Origin of the sequence: Cryobacterium sp. CAN_C2, from assembly GCF_015751745.1 — a bacterium.
Taxonomy (GTDB): domain Bacteria; phylum Actinomycetota; class Actinomycetes; order Actinomycetales; family Microbacteriaceae; genus Cryobacterium.
The window spans coordinates 196960-214052 of sequence record NZ_JADOUX010000003.1; the positions used below are offsets into that span (position 1 = coordinate 196960).

A 17093-nucleotide genomic window follows, 5' to 3' on the forward strand; every position below is an offset into this window, starting at 1 on the left:
TAATTATTTCGATACGCTCGCGGGCGCGGCGAGCACGGCGGGCACGGCGGTGTTCGCGGTGGCGGGCACTGTTCCGCTGGCCAGGGTGAGCAGAAGCTCGGTGCCGGCCGGGGCATCGTGTGAGCTGCGCAGCACGTGCCCGTCGGACAGCTGGGCGATCGCATAGCCGCGATCGAGGGTGCCCTGGGGCGATAGGGCGCGCAGCTGGGAGCGCAGCTCCACCACGGTGGCCCCGGCGCGCTCGAGAATTCGCCCGGTGAGTTCGGCGCCGCGCGCAACGTAACGGGTGAGGTCTTCGCTGCGAGAGTCGATGATCCAGCGCGGGTCGACGAGCACCGGTCGACTGCGCAGCTGTGAGATTCGGTCAATTTCCGAGGAGAGGATGCCGGTGAGTCGACCGCTGAGACGCGCCCGGGCCTGCTGCACCCGGTTCAGCTCGTCGCTGACGTCGGGAACGACTCGCTTGGCGGCATCCGTCGGGGTGGATGCCCGCAGGTCGGCCACCTCGTCGAGCAGCGGACGGTCGGCCTCGTGCCCGATCGCGCTCACCAGCGGCGTCACGCAGGCAGCCGCGGCGCGCACGAGGCTCTCATCGCTGAAGGTGAGCAGGTTTTGAAAGTCGCCGCCACCGCGGGCGACGATGATCACGTCGACCTCGGGGTCGGCGTCGAGCCGCTGGATCGCGGTCGTGACCTCGCCGACGGCCCGATCGCCCTGCACGGCGGCGTGAGCGACCCGAAAGTTGACGGCCGGCCAGCGCAGTTGCGCGTTGCGAATGACGTCTTTCTCGGCGTCGGAATCTTTTCCGGTCACGAGGCCGATGCAGTGTGGCAGAAACGGCAGGCGCTTCTTTCGCGAGTCGTCGAACAGGCCCTCGCCCGCGAGCTGTTTGCGCAGCCGTTCGAGCCGTTCGAGCAGGTCGCCGAGCCCGACGTGGCGCATTTCGAAGGCCTGCATGGTGAGGGTGCCGCCCTTGACCCAGAAGTTGGGCTTGACCAGGGCGACGACGCGGTCACCCGCCTTGAAATCAGCGGTGAGTTTGGCGCGCACCGACGACCAGATCGTGAAACTCACGGTGGCGTCTTCGGAAAGATCCTTGAGCTTGCCGTAGACGTTGCCACCGCTCGCACCCCACTGGGTGATCTCGCCCTCGACCCACACCATGCCGAGACGTTCGATGTAGCCGCGAATCTTGTTGGAGAGCAGGGCGACCGGCCACGGTGTTTCGACGGTGGCGGGGGCATCGGTCACGTGGTGGTCCTTGGCGATGCGCTGGCATGGGGCACAGGCGGGTCCTCCCAGAGTTCTTCGGGCGTGCGTGCGTAGACTGAGCTGGTGAACACCAGCATGCAAACCACGAGCAGTCCGCCCGTCATCGGCTTGGGCATGCCGCGAATTCCCAGCGCGCGCAACAGGCTTAAGGATACCCCGGTGGTCGGACATAAGCGGGTGCTGCTCGCCGCCCCGCGTGGCTACTGCGCCGGAGTCGACCGTGCGGTCATCGCCGTCGAGAAGGCGCTCGAACACTACGGCGCCCCGGTATACGTGCGCAAACAGATCGTGCACAACATTCACGTGGTTTCCGAGCTCGAAAATTTGGGTGCCATCTTCGTTGACGAGGTCGACGAGGTACCGCACGGATCGCACATCGTCTTCAGCGCCCACGGAGTATCACCGGCCGTCGTCAACGCCGCCGCCGAGCGTGGCCTGCAGGCCATCGACGCCACCTGCCCGCTCGTGACCAAGGTGCACCGTGAAGCCGTTCGTTTCGCCCGCGATGATTTTCAGATTCTGCTGATCGGCCACGAGGGCCACGAAGAGGTCGAGGGCACCGCCGGTGAGGCCCCCGAGCACACCACCCTCGTCGGCAGCCCCGATGAAGCCGATACCGTCGTCGTGCGCGACCCCGACCGGGTCGTCTGGCTGTCGCAGACCACGTTGAGTGTCGACGAGACCATGGAAACCGTGCGCCGGTTGCGGGCGCGTTTTCCCAACCTGCAGGATCCGCCGAGCGACGACATCTGCTACGCCACCCAGAACCGTCAGGTCGCCATCAAGAAGGTTGCCCGCGACTCCGACCTGGTGATCGTCGTCGGCTCGGCCAACTCGTCCAACTCGGTGCGCTTGGTCGAGGTGGCCTTGGAATACGGCGCGAAGGCGGCCTATCGCGTCGACTTCGCGAGCGAGGTCAAACAGGAGTGGCTCGACAATGCGGCGACCGTCGGGGTGACGAGCGGGGCATCCGTTCCCGAAGAACTCGTCGATGAGCTGCTCGAAGCCCTCGCCGACGCCGGCTACGTCGACGTCGTGCCGGTGAAGACCGCCGAGGAAGATCTCATCTTCTCGCTGCCCAAGGAGCTGCGCAAGGATCTGTCGGGCGAAACGGATACCCGTGCCTTCGGCGGCCGCGCCGCCACGGCCGAGCAGACGGTGCAGTAGTCGGCTCGACTACTGGCGGCTCAGAAACTCAATGAGGGTCGGGTCGATGAACAACGCGGCCATGGTGAAGGCGAACAGCACCACGAGCGACACGGCACCACCGACGATGGGCACGAAAAACGCACGTCGATGCGGCACGAGCAGCCGGACCGATACCGCCGCCGTGGCCAGCCAGACAAAAACCAGCGCTATTGCCCCGACCGTCGTGATGGCGCCGATAGATGCTCCTGGAGTGTACGTGCCCAGACCTTCCTGGGTGTAAAAAATCTGCATGGCGACCGGGAACCCGCCCAACGAGAAGACGCCGTAGACAGTGGCGAGGAGTCCGAAGGTCAGTAGCCCGATGGTCCACGGGCGGTCCCATCCGGGAACGGCGCGCGTTGCCGTGGCGGACTGAACGGTCGGGGTGGTCGCGTAAAGTGGAGTGCCCGATGCCGCCCCGACAGTGGGGGCGGGAGCGGGATCAACCCGGTCTTTTTCCTGCGGTGGCTGCCACGTCCAGCCCTCAGGGGCCAGTTCGCCGTACTGGGGGCGGGGGCGTGGGTCTGGCGCGGGGGGTGGAACGGAGTCCGGGGTCTCTGACATTGCTCTAACTGTTTGAGTGCCCGGCGGAGCCGAGCTGACGGGTGGAATCAACGACGCGAGCGGCCATGGCCGACTCGGCCACCTTGCCCCAGGCGCGCGGGTCGTACACCTTCTTGTTGCCGACTTCGCCGTCGACCTTGATCACGCTGTCGTAGTTCTTGAGCATGTAGTCGGCGATCGAGCGGGTGAAGGCATACTGGGTATCGGTGTCGATGTTCATCTTGACGACACCATTGGCGACGGCCTCGGCGATCTCGGCATCGGTCGAGCCGGAACCGCCATGAAAGACCAGGTCGAGGGGCAGCGCTTCGAGCTCGAACTTTGCGGAGAGGCCGGTCTGGATCTCCCTGAGCAGTTCCGGGCGCAGCTTCACGTTGCCGGGCTTGTAGACGCCGTGCACATTGCCGAAGGTGAGGGCGGCCATATAGCGGCCCTGCTCACCGAGGCCGAGGGCTTCGACCATTTTGATCGCGTCGTCAAGGGTCGTGTACAGGTTCTCGTTCACGTCGGCCTGAACGCCGTCTTCCTCGCCACCGACGGCACCGATCTCAACTTCGAGGATGGCGTTGATCGCGCGGGTGCGCTTGAGTATGCCGGTGGCAATGTCGAGGTTTTTGTCGAGTGCGATGGCCGAACCGTCCCACATGTGCGACTGAAAGATGGGGTGGCCGCCATCGGCCACCGCCGACTCCGAGGCTTCGATGAGCGGAATGACGAAGTCGCCGAGGGCGCCCTCGGGGCAGTGATCGGTGTGCAGCGCGACGGTGATCGGGTAGTTGTCGGCGACCGAGTGCGCGAAGCGGGCAAAGGCGAGCGCGCCGGAGGCGCGGTTCTTCACAGTGTGGCCGGCGAAGTAGTCGCCGCCGCCGGTGGTGACCTGAATGATGCCGTCGGATCCGGCTTCGGTGAGGCCCTGAAGAACGGCGTTGATGGTCTGCGACGACGACACGTTGAACGCCGGGTATGCGAACCCACCCGTCTTGGCTTTGTCGAGCATTGCGGCGTACTGGTCGGGGGTTGCGATGGGCATTGCTTCTCCTCGAAAGTGTGCGGGGGTGTGATCCCGAGTCTAGCGACGCCCGCCGTCGTGTGGTCTGCCGCGATAAGGTGACTCGGGCGGACAATCCGCGCGACCCGCCGCGCATCCGTCGTTATCGAAGTCGAACTAACGTCCGGGAGGACCTTTCGTGAACAGCACTGAGACCGCCACCCTCTTTCAACATCCCGACCGCAACCTCGCCATGGAGCTCGTGCGTGCGACCGAGGCCGCCGCTATTCGTGCCGTACCCTTCATCGGTCGCGGCGACAAGAACGCCGCCGACAAGGCCGCCGTCGACGCCATGCGCGCCTTCCTCGGCACCGTCAACTTCGACGGCCTCATCGTCATCGGTGAGGGTGAAAAAGATGAAGCCCCCATGCTTTTCAACGGCGAGCACGTTGGCAACGGCCGTGGCCCCGCCTGCGACATCGCCGTTGACCCCATCGACGGCACGAGCCTGACGGCCGCCGGCCGCCAGAACGCCGTCTCCGTCATCGCCGTGTCGGACCGCGGCACCATGCTCGACGCTTCGTCGATCTTCTACATGGACAAGATCGTCACCGGTGCGGCCGGTCGCGGCGTCGTCAGCCTCGACCAGTCGATCGCCGACAACATTCGTGAACTGGCCCAGGCCATGAAAAAGCCGATCGGTGAGATGACCATCGCCGTGCTCGACCGCCCTCGCCACGCCGGCCTGATCGACGCGATTCGCAGCGCCGGCGCGGGCACCCGCCTCATGCTTGACGGCGACGTGGCCGGCGGCATCAACGCTGCCCGCTACGAGACTCGCATTGACATGTGCGTCGGCATTGGCGGAAGCCCGGAAGGAATCACCACGGCCTGCGCCCTCAAGGCCCTCGGCGGCTATATGCAGGGACGCCTCGCCCCGAAGGATGACGCCGAACGCGCTCGCGGCGTCGCGGCCGGGCTCGACATCGACAAGCTGCTTGAGATCAACGACATGGTCAGCGGTGACAACACGTTCTTCGTGGCGACCGGTGTGACCGATGGCGGACTCGTCGACGGTGTCCGTCGCAAGGGCCCGATGATTCGTACCGAAAGCATCGTGCTGCGCTCGCGTTCGGGCACGGCCCGCCGTGTCATCGCGGAACACCTCGCCGAGAAGTGGCTGTAGCCGTTCCGATCAACTGTTAGGCCGTCACCGAAACTGCACGACTCGGGTCTGTTCGTTCAGACGCGAGCCGTGCAGTTTTCTGCATCGAAGTACTGTGAAAAGCTGCGAACTACACGCGCAGGTCGGAGTCGAATTCCTCAACGTCGGTCAGGTCTAGCTCGACGGTACCGAGCTCAGTGGTACCGAGCTCGGCCGCGTGCAGCTCGGCCGCGTGCAGCTCGGCCGAGTGCAGCTCGGCCGAGTTCGATGTTGATGTAGTCGATGTTGATGTAGGCGATGTTGATGCGTTCAGAGCGGATGAAGGCGCTTCCAGCTCGGGCGCGGTTAGTTTGCGGGGTGAGTCGTGAACGATGGCCGGTTCGGCAAGCAGCCCGATCTTGGTTTGGTCTATTCCGGGAAACTGCCGAGCGGTCACGAGCACCCGGGACTCGAGCGAGTTGGCGAACTTGTTGTAGCTGTCCACGGTTCGTTCCAGTGCCTTGCGCAGCGACTCGGCGTGGCCGGACAGTGCACCGAGTCGCTGGTACAGGGCGTTGCCAAGGTCGAAGAGTTTCTGGGCCTCGTTCGTGACCGCCTGCTGCTGCCAGGTGAAGGCGACCGTTTTGAGCACCGCCCATAGGTTTACCGGCGACGCCAGGGCCACCCGCTTACTGAACGAGTAGTCGAGAATTGATGGGTCGGCTTCGAGCGCCGCCGACAGCAGGGACTCGCTCGGTATGAACGCGATCACGAACTCGGGGCTGGCATCGAAGCCTTCCCAGTAGGTCTTCTTGGCGAGCGCGTCGATGTGGGCGCGCACGGCCTTCACGTGCTTGTCGATCAGCACCGTGCGACGAGCGCCCTCCTCGCCTATGGCCGTATAGGGAATGGTGCTCGCCTCGATATAGTGCTCGAGCGGAACCTTGGCGTCGATCGCGATCGACTTATTGCCGGGCAGGCGCACGACCATGTCAGGTCGGCCGAGCCCGGCATCCGTGGTGATGTTGGTCTGCGTGTTGAAGTCGACATACTGGGCAAGGCCGGCCGCTTCGACCACGCGCCGCAGCTGGGTCTCACCCCAGACACCGCGGGTGCTGTTGGAACGCAGTGCGCTCGCGAGCGATTCGGTGGTCACCCGCAGCTGTTGATCAGATATCTGCGCCTGCTTGAGCTGCTCCGAAAGCGAACCGTACTGTTCGTTGCGTTGGGTTTCCAGATCGGTGACCTTCTCCTGCATGGTTCGCAGGGTCTCCCGCACCGGGCTGAGGGCTTCCAGCACGAGGTGCTCGCGCTTCTCCCGCTCGGATTGCAGCTGCTGGTCGGAACGCTGCCGTTCGACGACTTCACGCGCCGTGGCCCGGTCATGATCACTTTGCGCGGTGAGGCCGTCGACGGTGGCGAGTGCGGCCGACAGCTCACTCTGTAGAGCCGCGCGAACCGTCGCCTCGCTCGCTCGTGCCTCGGCGAGGGCCACCTGGTGGCGAGCCTCGAGCACGGCGGGATCGTCAACCCCGGCGTCAACCCCAGAGCCTCCCTCGCGGCGGCGTTGCAGCAGAACCATGGTCAGCAGGGCGCCCAACGCGGCACCGACGACGAGACCGACAATCAAACTCAGCAGTGGATCCATGCTTTAAGTCTGCCAGCGACCACCGACATCGCCGAAATGACACTCGGATCAGGCGGGTTGCCAACGTGATGAATCTGCCTAGTTGAGCGCCATCGGCCCGTGTGTTGAGGCGTGCTCCCTGGTAGCGACCGGACCAATCGCTCCGACCTTGACCCGGGTCACGTGGGCAAGCTGCTCGAGCGTATCGACCTCGTGGCGCTTGGCCGCGTGAATCATGATGGCCGCGCACGCCTCAGCGTCGGCGAGCGCGTTGTGGTGCGAGAAGTCCTCAAAGCCGGCCGCCATGGCCGCGACCGGCAGCCGATACGACTCGAGGTGATAGGTGCGACGGGCAACCTGCAAGCTGCAGACATAGCGAAAATCAGGCACCGGCTGCTCGGTTACGCGTGACGCCGTCTTGATTACGCCGAGGTCGAAACCGGCATTGTGGGCGACAAGGTCGTCGCCGTCGACGAAGGCGACCAGCTGGGGGAGCTGCTCCGCCCAGGTGGCTGCACCCACGACATCCGCTGCGGTAATGCCGTGGATGCGGGTGTTCCACTCGGAGAACGCGTCGTGGCCGGGCGGCGGCTGAATGAGCCAGTATGCCGAATCGACGACCATACCGTCACGCACTTTCACCATCCCGACCGAGCACGCCGAGGCGCCGGAGGAGTTGGCGGTTTCGAAATCAATCGCGGTGAAATTCAGCACGCCTTATGCTCTCACGGACCACCGACAGAGCCCGCGCCGACGCGGCCGGTAGAATGATCTCTCGTGGCTCTTACAATTGCAATCGTCGGACTCCCCAATGTGGGCAAGTCCACCCTGTTCAACGCGCTGACCAGGAACAACGTGCTCGCAGCGAACTACCCGTTCGCGACGATCGAGCCCAACGTTGGAATCGTGAACCTTCCCGATTCGCGCCTGGCCGATCTGGCGACCATTTACGGCAGCAAGACCCTGCTGCCGGCACCGGTGTCATTCGTTGACATCGCCGGCATCGTGCGTGGAGCGAGCGAGGGGGAGGGACTCGGTAACAAGTTCCTCGCCAACATACGCGAAGCGGATGCCATCGCACAGGTCATCCGCGGCTTCGCCGACCCCGACGTCGTGCACGTCGACGGCAAGGTCAACCCAGCCGGCGACATGGAAACCATCAACACCGAGCTGATCCTGGCCGACCTGCAGACCCTCGAGAAGGCCTTGCTGCGCTTCGAGAAAGAGGTCAAGGGTCGCAAGATGGCGCCGCTCGTTCTCGAGACTGCGCTCAAGGCGCAGGCCATCCTCGACGGCGGCCAGCCGCTGTCGTCGTCGACGCTCGACATTGAACCGATCAGCGAACTTGGTCTGCTCACAGCGAAGCCGTTCATCTACGTCTTCAACGTTGATGAGGCCGTGCTGCAGGATGCCGAGAAGCTCGCGACCCTGGCAGCCCTCGTTGCGCCAGCCAACGCCGTGTTCCTCGACGCGAAACTTGAGTCTGAGCTCAGCGAACTCGACGCTGAGGATGCCGCCGAGATGCTCGCCTCGACCGGCCAGGATGAGAGCGGACTCGACCAGCTCGCCCGCATCGGCTTCGACACCCTCGGTCTGCAGACCTACCTCACGGCCGGCCCAAAAGAATGCCGAGCCTGGACCATCCACAAGGGCTGGACCGCACCACAGGCCGCCGGAGTCATCCACACCGACTTTCAAAAGGGCTTCATCAAGGCGGAGATCTTCTCCTTCGAAGACCTCATGGCCGCCGGATCAATCGCCGAGGCACGTTCCAAGGGTAAGGCTCGTATCGAGGGCAAGGAATACGTCATGCAAGACGGCGACGTGGTGGAATTTAGATTCAATGTCTAGTTCTGCGTGTGCACGCCTCTAGCGCGCCACGAGTGTTACATGTAACATTATTGCATGGCGGTACGGGACAGAGTCAGTGCGCATCGGGACCGGATGCGAGAGCAGGGCTTCCGTCTGGTTCAGGTGTGGGTCCCCGACGTGCGTTCTGAGTCTTTCGCGCTAGAAGCGCATCGGGAGTCTGTCGCGGTAGCTCTTGCCGACCACGCCAACGATGACCAGTCCTTTGTCGAAGCCGTCTCGGCTCCGTGGGAGGAATGATCAGAGGCGAGATTTGGTCCGTCGCAGGAGGCATTTACGCGTCAAAACCGCGACCGGCAGTCGTGCTGCAGGATGATCGCTTCGACGGCACAGAATCTGTCACTGTGTGTCCGTTGACATCCACCCGCGTGTCCGCTCCGCTTCTGCGGATGCCAATCCCCGCCGATACGCTCAACGGACTCGACGAAGCCAGCTTCGTGATGGTCGACAAAATCACCACGGTGCGTCGAGCAAGCCTTGGGCAGAAGATCGGCAGGATGTCCTCGTCCCAGCTTGTCGATCTGGAGCGCCTTATCATGGTGTTTCTCGGACTGGCCGATTGAGCTGAGGAGGCGCGCGGTCTTCAGTCTCCGGAGCTCACGGGCAGAAGGTCCGACTCTTTCCTGATCGTCACCGTGTCGAGCCGGGGGTCATTGATGAGCGCACGGTAGATCGGCTCCGCACCGGCGATAATCACTGAGTCGGGGTAGAGGTTGGTGCCCCAGGCGAAGTGCCCCAGGTCGTCGTGGGCGAACTCGGGGATTCGGTCGGCTGTCTCTTCATGGAGCATCTGCCGAATCGTGAGGTCACAGCGGACGAAGTCATGTCCAAAATGATGAACAGTCGGACCGCCTGGGTCAGCGGGGACAGCGGCATATCCCTCCCAGCACAAACAGTGCAGGACCGTGTCGGGCGAGGCCCGGAGCATGAGTGCGTCCTTCAAGGCGCGTGCGGTCAGCGGGTCGAGACGTCCGCGCGCGGGCACAGGGGCGGGCTCGACTGCCCCATGGGACTCCCTATGCCGATTCCACAGTTCGAACCACTCCGTGGAGCCGGCCAGCTCGATTCCGTCCTCCAGATACGAGGACCACCGGCGCGCCCGATCGTTGGTATCGATGAGCGGAAGGAACAATCGCAGCATGGGAAGACCGGCATATCGATCCGGAACGAGAGTGCGCGCTAGCGTAATGTCGCTCATTCTGGCTCGGCCTCCTTGTGGGGCCCACGATGAATCGACGCAATTTCACGGGCCGTGGCTGAAGGATACCGTGCTGCAGAGGTCGTGACTGTGCGCTGGCGAACCGACTCCTGTCGTCACGTTGCTTAGTGACGAAACGTGGTGGAGTTCCGCTTTAACGTGTAGGCGTGCCCCAGTTTCAGGCTAATCCGCACTTTCTCGGGCTCAGGTTTCAAGAGTGCGTGACAAATGCACCTTGTGTTTGATAAGTCGTCGCTGCCGTGCGCTGGCGACATGGTGAATGTTGCGGTTCCATCGGTGCGAGGACTCGGATGATTGCGCAGTTCATCGGGTGGGTCGTCGGAGACCTGATCGGAGGCTTGATCGGGGATTCGTTCGTCGGAGGCCGACGAGCACGTGCCGCGAATCACCGTGTGTTCATTGGCGGCTTGCGCGTTGTGGCGGGTCACCAAGCTGGCCTCACCAGCGAATGGCTCATTGGCGAGTGGAGCGTTCGATCGGGTCGAATGGTTATGGGGGAGTTGACCGTTGAACTCACTGACACCGTCGCGGGTTCGCGTCGTCCGGCGCGCATGAGCGAATCCCTCGGCGGTGAGCCAACAATCATCATGATCGTCCGTACGGAGACCGCAACGCTTGAATGGTCGATGCTGCGGCGATTCGACGGACTTGCGCTTCGCGCCCTCGGTCTGCCGGAAGGTACAGAGACTTCTGCCTAGGCTGAAGTATTTAGCAGGTCTCCAGGCAGGACGCACCTTCCTCATCAGCTGAGTGTCGCTGCGCGCCGCCACGAGCCGGAGGTGTCACTGATTCTGGCGGATACGGCACCAGCAGGCGAAGTGCAGGCGATGGAGGCCGAAGCGACGTCGATGGTTCCTGACGAAGACGATGATGGGTGGGTCCTTGAGTCGGCATACGGTCAGAACGGTGCGGCCGCCGTCTCCTACGCGCTCAGCACATGGCGAACGGACGATCCGCAGCACGCTGTTTGGGTGGCTCTGCAGGTGTACGAGGTGGCCGATTACGCTTTCTGGCAGGCGAATCCGAACGCGGATGCGAACGAGGACGGCCCCGTCCTGAGGTCCGAGTTTGTACAGACAGCTCTCTCGGCGATCGACCAGGCCCTCGATACTGTCGCGTCCGGTCCGCCGTTGTGGGACGACCTGCGGCAGCGGGCTGAGGTGGACGGGCGGTCGTGGGCGGCCACGTACCCGTAGGGCTGCTAGCTCAGCGGATCGACAGGTGACGTCCCCGATTTGGTCGATCACGTCGAGGTCGGGACGCAGTCGGCAGCCTCCTGTGGACCCGCAATCCCGATTTATCGCAGCCCATCTTCCCAGGGACATACTCGTGATACGTGCGAGTATCGGGGGTAAAAAACCACCCCCTTGAAGTGAGATGAGGCTGCGCAGAAAAAGGGGTCGGGGTCGTGCTCGGGACGACACTCTATTTGGCAGCCCGCTCGAGCGCAGGCGCCGAGGCGGCGACATGCGCGATCGTTCACACGTCCTTGGACCATTGCCGCGAGAAGGATCTCGAGACACGGGGCCTTCTCATGCACGGAACACGCGTTCGTCAGAAGACGGGTGCGGGCGGCGCCTCCGGTACGGTGGGGAGCCCGCGGGCGAAGATGGGCGCCAGGAGCCGGAGGGCTTTGTCCGGGAGCCCGTCGCCCGGGAAGAACGAATCAAGCAGCTCTTCCGCAGCGCCGACGTCGGCGACGTTGCAGAGGGCGAGAAGGTAGGCGATGTCCTGGACGTCCCGGGAGGGGCGGGACGCGTTGAGCTTCATCGCGAGCAGCGCGCGGGGCGAGGCGACCTCGACGGTGATGTTGTCGCTGCTGTAGAGAACCTCCCATTCGGGGTCCGCACCGTAGGACGGTATGAAGCCGGCGGCTTTGCTGTTGAGCCAGTCGTGCGCCCAGCCGTTCTCGTTCGCCACCTCGACGGCCGCCTCGAGGACCGGCTCCTCGGGTTGTATTCGTGCGTCGATGTCCACCGTGGTGCGCCGGTCGAAATAGCGCAGCGCGAGTGCTGCACCGCCGATGATCCTGATCCCAGCAGGCTGGCCAGCCGCGCGGAGCTTTGTGATCACGGCACCGAGGCCCTTGATGAGATCGTCGCGGTCGAGCTGGTCTGTGGGCATTAGACGCTCTCCAAGGTTGCAGCCTCGACCAGGATGCCGCGGCGGAGGAACTCAGCGGGGACCTGCGAGATGTCGACGGGAATGTCGTAGTCGCTGGTCCGCGGCGTCCAGGGGGCGCCGGGGTTGCCCGACCTAGCGCCTACCCATTCAGGAACGGGGAGAGCATCCGCGTTGAGGCGGTACTCGCAGAGCGCAGCGATCGCGGTGTCCCACTGGACAGAGCCAGTCGGGGCGGGCTCGGTGAGGGTGAGCCCGACGCGGGTAGCGCCGCGCTCGGCCGCGAGGTTGTCGGCGAGCTGGAGCCAGCGCCTGAATGCCCCCGCTTCGTTCGCGGCGGCGCTGTGTTGCTCAGTGTGGCCGTCAGCACTTTTCTTGTGGGCACCGTTCCTGTCAACACGGCCAAGAACGGTGCTGCCGGCGGTGCTGCCAGCAGCGAGGTCAGCACTGATGCCAGCTGCAATGCGCGCTGCATCGCTACGCACCGTGGGGATCGTTACCACTGTATGGCGGGTGGCGAGCAGGAGCGTCTCCAGGGTCTGGACCGTTGGTTCACGCTTGCCGTGTTCGATCAAGGACAGGGATGAGCTGGCGAGTCCGGAAAGTAGCGCCAGCTTGCTCTGGCTGAGGCCGCTGGCCGCTCTTGCAGCCCGCGCGAGGATCGTTGCAGTCATGATTCACGCCCCATTCTTTTTACGAATACGTAAATACTCTATCAGGCAGAAGCCGGTAATCTTCGTTACCGCCCGTGCCTGAAGTTGCTGGCCGCCGACCAGGCACCAGTTGAGCGGCACCTTCTCTGACGGGTCGAAGAGTGCGTCCCACGCCAGACCGGTGACCGAGCACCGGTAGCTCGATAACAGTCATCGGTTGCCGAGGAGTTCTGTGACCCGCTGGCTGAGACGTCATCGCCGGCTAGACGTCATCGCTGGCTAAACGTCACCGCCGGCTAAACGTCACCGGCGGCTAAACGTCACCGCCGGCTAAACGTCGTAGACGTCGCTGCGATGACCGAGCGTTACGACTACAACCAGGAGCACGCCCTCGTCGACGGTGTAGATGATGCGGTAGTTGCCGACGCGAACCCGAAGGCCGGAACGACCGTGCAGAGCTCTTGCACCAGGCGGGCGAGGATCCTCACCGAGGAGGGCAATCGCCCCATGGATGCGAGCCTGATCTGTGGGGTGGATGCTGCGCAGAGCTTTGAGCACAGCGGGCCGAACCTCGATTCGGGACTTGCTCACTCAGCTCCAGCCGAGATCGGCTTTGACCTGCGCCCAAGGAATGTGCTCGCCCTCTTCAGCCATTGCGACGTCGAACGCAGCTACATCCGCAGCGTCTTCCAGGGCATCCATCATGCGCTCGTACTGGGCCGGGCTGACGACGACAGCTTCCACCGTCCCGCGTCGCTCGAGGAAGACGGCTTCCCCGCGGGCGCGCTCGATGATCTCGGGGAGACTGCTCCGGGCGGCGGTAACGGTGACGATTGACATGCTTCCAACGTACATTTTGATCCGTCAGATGTACAGGTGCTCGGAGGCCCTCCGTTCTGCTTCGGGGACCGTCACATATCAGGTCGAGTATGTGGGTCAGTCTTACGGCAAGCATGGCGAGCGAACTGCCGCTAAGCGCAGTGGGGATGGGCACAAGCAACTCCAGCAGGTGCTTGCCGAGCAGGCTGACTTCCACCCCAACTCCGCCGTTGCCGTCATCGTGATGGATGCGCAGATTCAGGGCAGGGAAGCGGTCTTCAGCATCGGCGCTGACAACGTCGAAGAGATCGGGCTTTTCGCCAGCCAGTTCTTGGCCACGCCGGATGACCCGCTCGTCGCGAAGTCCAAGCTGGTCACGGTCGCCGAAGCCATGCTTATCCGCTCCTTCCCCGAGTCTCTGAATATCGAGTACAAGCAATTCCCTCGCAAGGATGCTCCCGCCCTCGTAAAGGAGCTCCGCGCGGCAGGAATCTCTCACTTGGGTGTCGAGATCGACGTTTCGCAAAATATGGCGTTGATCAGCCATCCTGATCGTGGTGGGCCGCCGTCGAAGCGAATCCGCTTCGCAGTCAATCTGGAAACGGGAGAGCGTGAGACGCTGTCGACCAGCACGCCTCTGGCTTGGCAGGCCGAGTAGATATCCATACTCGGGGATGCCTCGTTTGCAGGTCACACCTCAACTGAGTCGGCAACAGTGGCAGGTTACTGCTGGTGGTAGACCAATCAGCATGATGTTGCTCGAATGCGGAACGTGGTGGAGTTTAGGTTCAATGTATAGGCTCTAGCTCCTCGCGTTCGTCATCACAGCAGCATCAATCGAAGGAGATCATCGTGCCTGTCATCGCCATCATCGGAGCCGGAACGGGACTCGGCGCAGCAGTTGCGCGAAGGTTCGGGCGCGAAGGCTTCTCAATTGCCCTGATCGCCAGGAACCAGTCGAAACTAGACGCTATGGCAGCCGAGCTCACTGCTGCTGGCTTCACCGCGAGTGCTTACCCTGCTGATGTCCGCACAGCGGCGTCGCTCGAAGCTGCCCTTACGCGTGCCGCGGCAGAGCTCGGGGCCATCACCGCGCTGCAATATAGCCCGCTCCCGTCGCGCGACTACCTGAAGCCGGTGCTTGAGATGACTCCCGAGCTGGCGTTAGAGGCCCTGCAGTTCTCGGCCCTCGGGCTCATCCACGCGGTGCGTGCAGTGCTCCCGGCGATGCGGCAGACAAATAGCGGCAGCATCATCATGATCAACGGTGGAACCTCAGTGAAGGCCCGCGCTGACTTCGCCGGCACATCGGTCGCCTTCCCGGCTGAGAGCGCCTACGGCGAGATGCTCCACGATGCCCTCGCGGGTGAGGGCATCCGTGTCAACCAACTGGTGATTCCCGGTGGCATTCCCCAGCTTCAGCTTGCCAACGGCATCGACGGTGTCGCCGATCGCATCTGGGACATCCACGCCGTTGCCGGTCCGTTCCGCACCATGCTCATCCCGCTTGAGGACGGTCGGGAGTAGGGCAGTAGCTGCTGCCCCACTTTCAATTGGACTGTACGGCGAGAGCAAAGTCATTCTCTGACGTTGATCGGTGACGAAACGTGGTGGAGTTCCGCTTCAACGTCTACTGAGTCGAGGACTTCGTACTTTTCTTCCAGTCAATGGGCTATTTTTCGCAGGCCCTCGGTTTGTTGCGAACGACGCGTTCCGCTTCAATGTGTCGTTTCACTCACCAGTTGAGTTTCGATCCGACGTCTTGTTCTGAACCCTGAACCGCCCGTCGCGGCTAGTGCCCGCGGGCGATCCAGTCCGCCAGATCAGAGGCCTCGGCGCCGATGGTGGTCGACTCGCCGTGGCCGGTGTTTATGATGGTCTCGGCGGGTAGGGTGAGCAGTCTGGTGGTGATCGACTCGATGATCGTGGGGAAGTCACTGTACGACCGGCCGGTAGCGCCCGGTCCGCCGTGGAACAGTGTGTCGCCGCTGAACAGGGTACCGAAGGTGGGAGCGTAGAAGCACACCGAACCCGGCGAGTGACCGGGGGTGTGGATGACCTGCAGTTCGACGCCGGCCACATCGATGCGCTGTCCGTCCGCGAGGTCGCGAACAGGGGCGGTGTCCGGGTAGACGTCGTCCCAGAGCATCCGGTCATCGGGGTGCAGCCAGATGGGCGCATCCGACGCAGCGGCGACCGCACCCGCGGCACCGATGTGGTCGTTGTGCCCGTGGGTGCTGAGGATGCCGAGCAGCCGGCGATCGCCGACGGTCGCGAGGATGGCATCCGCGTTGTGGGCGGCGTCGATGACGAGGCACTCGGTGTCGTCGCCGACGATCCACACGTTGTTCTCCAGCGCCCACGTGCCGCCGTCGAGGCTGAAGGTACCCTCGGTGACCAGGTGGTCGATGCGCGCGGTCATTACAGCACCACCACGGAGCGGAGCACGTCGCCGGAGGCCATCTTGGCGAAGGCCGCCTCGATGTCTGCGATGCCGATGCGTTCGCTCACAAAATCGGCCAGCGGCAGCCTGCCCTGCAGATAGAGCTCCGTGAGCATCGGGAAGTCGCGCTCCGGTAAGCAGTCACCGTACCAAGATGATTTGAGCGATCCGCCGCGGCCGAACACGTCGAGCAGCGGTATCTCAAGCATCATGTCTGGCGTTGGCACGCCGACAAGAACGACGGTGCCGGCCAGGTCCCGGGCGTAGAACGCCTGCCGCCACGTTTCGGGGCGACCGACCGCGTCGATGACGACGTCGGCGCCGAAACCATCGGTGAGCGCCTGAACGGCCGCGACCACGCCGGCCTCATCGAGCCCGGAGGAGTCGATCACGTGCGTGGCGCCGAACCCGGTGGCCTTCTGCAGCTTCTTCGCGTCGCGGTCGATCGCGATGATGGTGGATGCTCCGGCGAGGGCTGCACCAACCACTGCGGCGTCTCCGACGCCGCCGCAGCCGATCACGGCCACCGAGTTGCCGGGGGAGACGTGACCGGTGTTCATCGCCGCGCCGATGCCGGCCATGATGCCGCAGCCGAGGAGTCCGACCGCCGCGGGGTCCGCGTCCGGGTGCACCTTGGTGCACTGCTTCTCATGAACGAGGGTCTTCTCGGCGAAGGCGCCGATGCCGAGGGCCGGGCTGAGCTCGGTGCCATCGGTGAGGGTCATCTTCTGGGTGGCGTTGAAGGTGTTGAAGCAATACCAGGGCTCTGCTCGCTTGCAGGCTCGGCAATCGCCGCAGACTGCCCGCCAGTTGAGCACGACGAAATCACCGACGGAAACGTGCGTGACTCCCGCACCGATGATGCTCACCCGGCCGGCGGCTTCGTGCCCGAGCAGAAACGGGAAGTCGTCGTTGATCCCGCCCTCCTTGTAATGGAAGTCGGTGTGGCAAACGCCGCAGGTCTCGATGTCGACGATGACCTCGCCCGGACCGGGGTCGGGTATGACGATGTCGGTGAGCTCAACGGGAGCCCCCTTCGAGCGGGCGATCGCGCCTTGGACGGTGATGGGCATGGAGCTCCTCGTGAATTGCCGGGCAGCCGAAATGGCAGGTCTTCAACCTACCGAAGCATCCTGATCGACGCTGGCCGGAGTCCGCTGTCGCTGTCGCTGTCGCTGTCGCTGTC

The 17093-nt window shown here is 63.8% G+C and carries 21 protein-coding genes; 9 read left to right on the forward strand and 12 right to left on the reverse strand.

The genetic code is table 11. The features are described 5' to 3' along the window. Positions 1–3: 3 nt before the first annotated feature. The gene (gene xseA, locus IWX77_RS04060; RefSeq protein ID WP_327012052.1) at positions 4–1251 is read right to left on the reverse strand and encodes an exodeoxyribonuclease VII large subunit; all 1248 of its coding nucleotides are present in this window, start codon (positions 1249–1251) and stop codon (positions 4–6) included. 135 nt (positions 1252–1386) lie between these two features. Between xseA and IWX77_RS04065 the strand changes: the two genes are divergently transcribed. Then, positions 1387–2439 carry a 4-hydroxy-3-methylbut-2-enyl diphosphate reductase gene (locus IWX77_RS04065; RefSeq protein WP_196843236.1) on the forward strand — a complete coding sequence of 351 codons (1053 nt, stop codon included), beginning with the start codon at positions 1387–1389 and terminating at the stop codon, positions 2437–2439. Between the two features lie 9 nt (positions 2440–2448). On the opposite strand, the gene IWX77_RS04070 is transcribed toward IWX77_RS04065, so the two are convergent. After that, positions 2449–3024 (reverse strand): DUF6264 family protein, encoded by a 576-nt coding sequence (locus IWX77_RS04070; protein WP_196843237.1) that lies wholly within the window; start codon positions 3022–3024, stop codon positions 2449–2451. 4 nt (positions 3025–3028) lie between these two features. Then, the gene (fbaA, locus tag IWX77_RS04075; protein WP_196843238.1) at positions 3029–4054 is read right to left on the reverse strand and encodes a class II fructose-bisphosphate aldolase; all 1026 of its coding nucleotides are present in this window, start codon (positions 4052–4054) and stop codon (positions 3029–3031) included. Positions 4055–4265: 211 nt separating this feature from the next. Here fbaA and glpX point away from each other — a divergent pair, with 211 nt between their 5' ends. After that, complete coding sequence (gene glpX, locus IWX77_RS04080) at positions 4266–5198, forward strand: class II fructose-bisphosphatase (RefSeq protein WP_196843326.1); 933 nt, start codon at positions 4266–4268, stop codon at positions 5196–5198. 109 nt (positions 5199–5307) lie between these two features. Here glpX and IWX77_RS04085 read toward each other — a convergent pair whose 3' ends face one another. After that, complete coding sequence (locus tag IWX77_RS04085; RefSeq protein ID WP_196843239.1) at positions 5308–6804, reverse strand: DNA recombination protein RmuC; 1497 nt, start codon at positions 6802–6804, stop codon at positions 5308–5310. A 78-nt stretch (positions 6805–6882) separates the two neighbouring features. After that, positions 6883–7497, reverse strand: coding sequence for an exonuclease domain-containing protein (locus tag IWX77_RS04090; protein ID WP_196843240.1), 615 nt, complete (start codon positions 7495–7497; stop codon positions 6883–6885). Between the two features lie 63 nt (positions 7498–7560). On the opposite strand from IWX77_RS04090, the gene ychF reads away from it, so the two are divergent. Genes ychF through IWX77_RS04105 form a run of 3 tightly spaced genes read left to right on the forward strand, consistent with a single transcriptional unit; the run spans position 7561 to position 9215 of the window. Then, complete coding sequence (ychF, locus tag IWX77_RS04095; protein WP_196843241.1) at positions 7561–8634, forward strand: redox-regulated ATPase YchF; 1074 nt, start codon at positions 7561–7563, stop codon at positions 8632–8634. Positions 8635–8688: 54 nt separating this feature from the next. Beyond that, the gene (locus IWX77_RS04100; protein ID WP_134173634.1) at positions 8689–8892 is read left to right on the forward strand and encodes an antitoxin MazE family protein; all 204 of its coding nucleotides are present in this window, start codon (positions 8689–8691) and stop codon (positions 8890–8892) included. Next, the gene (locus IWX77_RS04105; protein WP_134173636.1) at positions 8889–9215 is read left to right on the forward strand and encodes a type II toxin-antitoxin system PemK/MazF family toxin; all 327 of its coding nucleotides are present in this window, start codon (positions 8889–8891) and stop codon (positions 9213–9215) included. Before IWX77_RS04100 ends, IWX77_RS04105 begins: the two co-directional genes overlap by 4 nt. Before the next feature lie 20 nt (positions 9216–9235). Here the strand turns inward: IWX77_RS04105 and IWX77_RS04110 are convergent, their stop codons facing one another. Then, positions 9236–9850, reverse strand: coding sequence for a hypothetical protein (locus IWX77_RS04110; RefSeq protein ID WP_196843242.1), 615 nt, complete (start codon positions 9848–9850; stop codon positions 9236–9238). A gap of 413 nt (positions 9851–10263) precedes the next feature. Between IWX77_RS04110 and IWX77_RS04115 the strand changes: the two genes are divergently transcribed. Beyond that, the gene (locus tag IWX77_RS04115) at positions 10264–10569 is read left to right on the forward strand and encodes a hypothetical protein (RefSeq protein ID WP_196843243.1); all 306 of its coding nucleotides are present in this window, start codon (positions 10264–10266) and stop codon (positions 10567–10569) included. A gap of 81 nt (positions 10570–10650) precedes the next feature. Next, positions 10651–11067: a hypothetical protein gene (locus IWX77_RS04120; RefSeq protein WP_196843244.1), complete on the forward strand. Its 417-nt coding sequence runs from the start codon at positions 10651–10653 to the stop codon at positions 11065–11067. Between the two features lie 358 nt (positions 11068–11425). On the opposite strand, the gene IWX77_RS04125 is transcribed toward IWX77_RS04120, so the two are convergent. From IWX77_RS04125 to IWX77_RS04140, 4 genes are all read right to left on the reverse strand, one after another. After that, positions 11426–11995, reverse strand: coding sequence for a DUF6036 family nucleotidyltransferase (locus IWX77_RS04125; protein WP_196843245.1), 570 nt, complete (start codon positions 11993–11995; stop codon positions 11426–11428). Then, on the reverse strand, positions 11995–12666 hold the full coding sequence (locus IWX77_RS04130; protein ID WP_196843246.1) for a helix-turn-helix domain-containing protein: 672 nt from the start codon (positions 12664–12666) through the stop codon (positions 11995–11997). The genes IWX77_RS04125 and IWX77_RS04130 overlap by 1 nt, the downstream gene beginning before the upstream one ends. A gap of 309 nt (positions 12667–12975) precedes the next feature. Continuing rightward, on the reverse strand, positions 12976–13236 hold the full coding sequence (locus IWX77_RS04135) for a type II toxin-antitoxin system RelE family toxin (RefSeq protein ID WP_196843247.1): 261 nt from the start codon (positions 13234–13236) through the stop codon (positions 12976–12978). Next, positions 13237–13485, reverse strand: a complete 249-nt coding sequence (locus IWX77_RS04140) for a type II toxin-antitoxin system Phd/YefM family antitoxin (RefSeq protein ID WP_196843248.1) — start codon at positions 13483–13485, stop codon at positions 13237–13239. A 91-nt stretch (positions 13486–13576) separates the two neighbouring features. Here IWX77_RS04140 and IWX77_RS04145 point away from each other — a divergent pair, with 91 nt between their 5' ends. Together IWX77_RS04145 and IWX77_RS04150 are read left to right on the forward strand one after the other, a co-directional pair. Next, complete coding sequence (locus tag IWX77_RS04145) at positions 13577–14122, forward strand: hypothetical protein (protein ID WP_196843249.1); 546 nt, start codon at positions 13577–13579, stop codon at positions 14120–14122. Positions 14123–14316: 194 nt separating this feature from the next. Next, positions 14317–14991 carry an SDR family NAD(P)-dependent oxidoreductase gene (locus IWX77_RS04150; protein ID WP_196843250.1) on the forward strand — a complete coding sequence of 225 codons (675 nt, stop codon included), beginning with the start codon at positions 14317–14319 and terminating at the stop codon, positions 14989–14991. A gap of 265 nt (positions 14992–15256) precedes the next feature. Here the strand turns inward: IWX77_RS04150 and IWX77_RS04155 are convergent, their stop codons facing one another. Further along, a complete protein-coding gene (locus tag IWX77_RS04155; RefSeq protein ID WP_196843251.1) occupies positions 15257–15886 on the reverse strand; it encodes an MBL fold metallo-hydrolase in 630 nt (209 codons plus the stop codon). Further along, complete coding sequence (locus tag IWX77_RS04160; RefSeq protein ID WP_196843252.1) at positions 15886–16980, reverse strand: S-(hydroxymethyl)mycothiol dehydrogenase; 1095 nt, start codon at positions 16978–16980, stop codon at positions 15886–15888. The genes IWX77_RS04155 and IWX77_RS04160 overlap by 1 nt, the downstream gene beginning before the upstream one ends. Between the last annotated feature and the right edge of the window lie 113 nt (positions 16981–17093).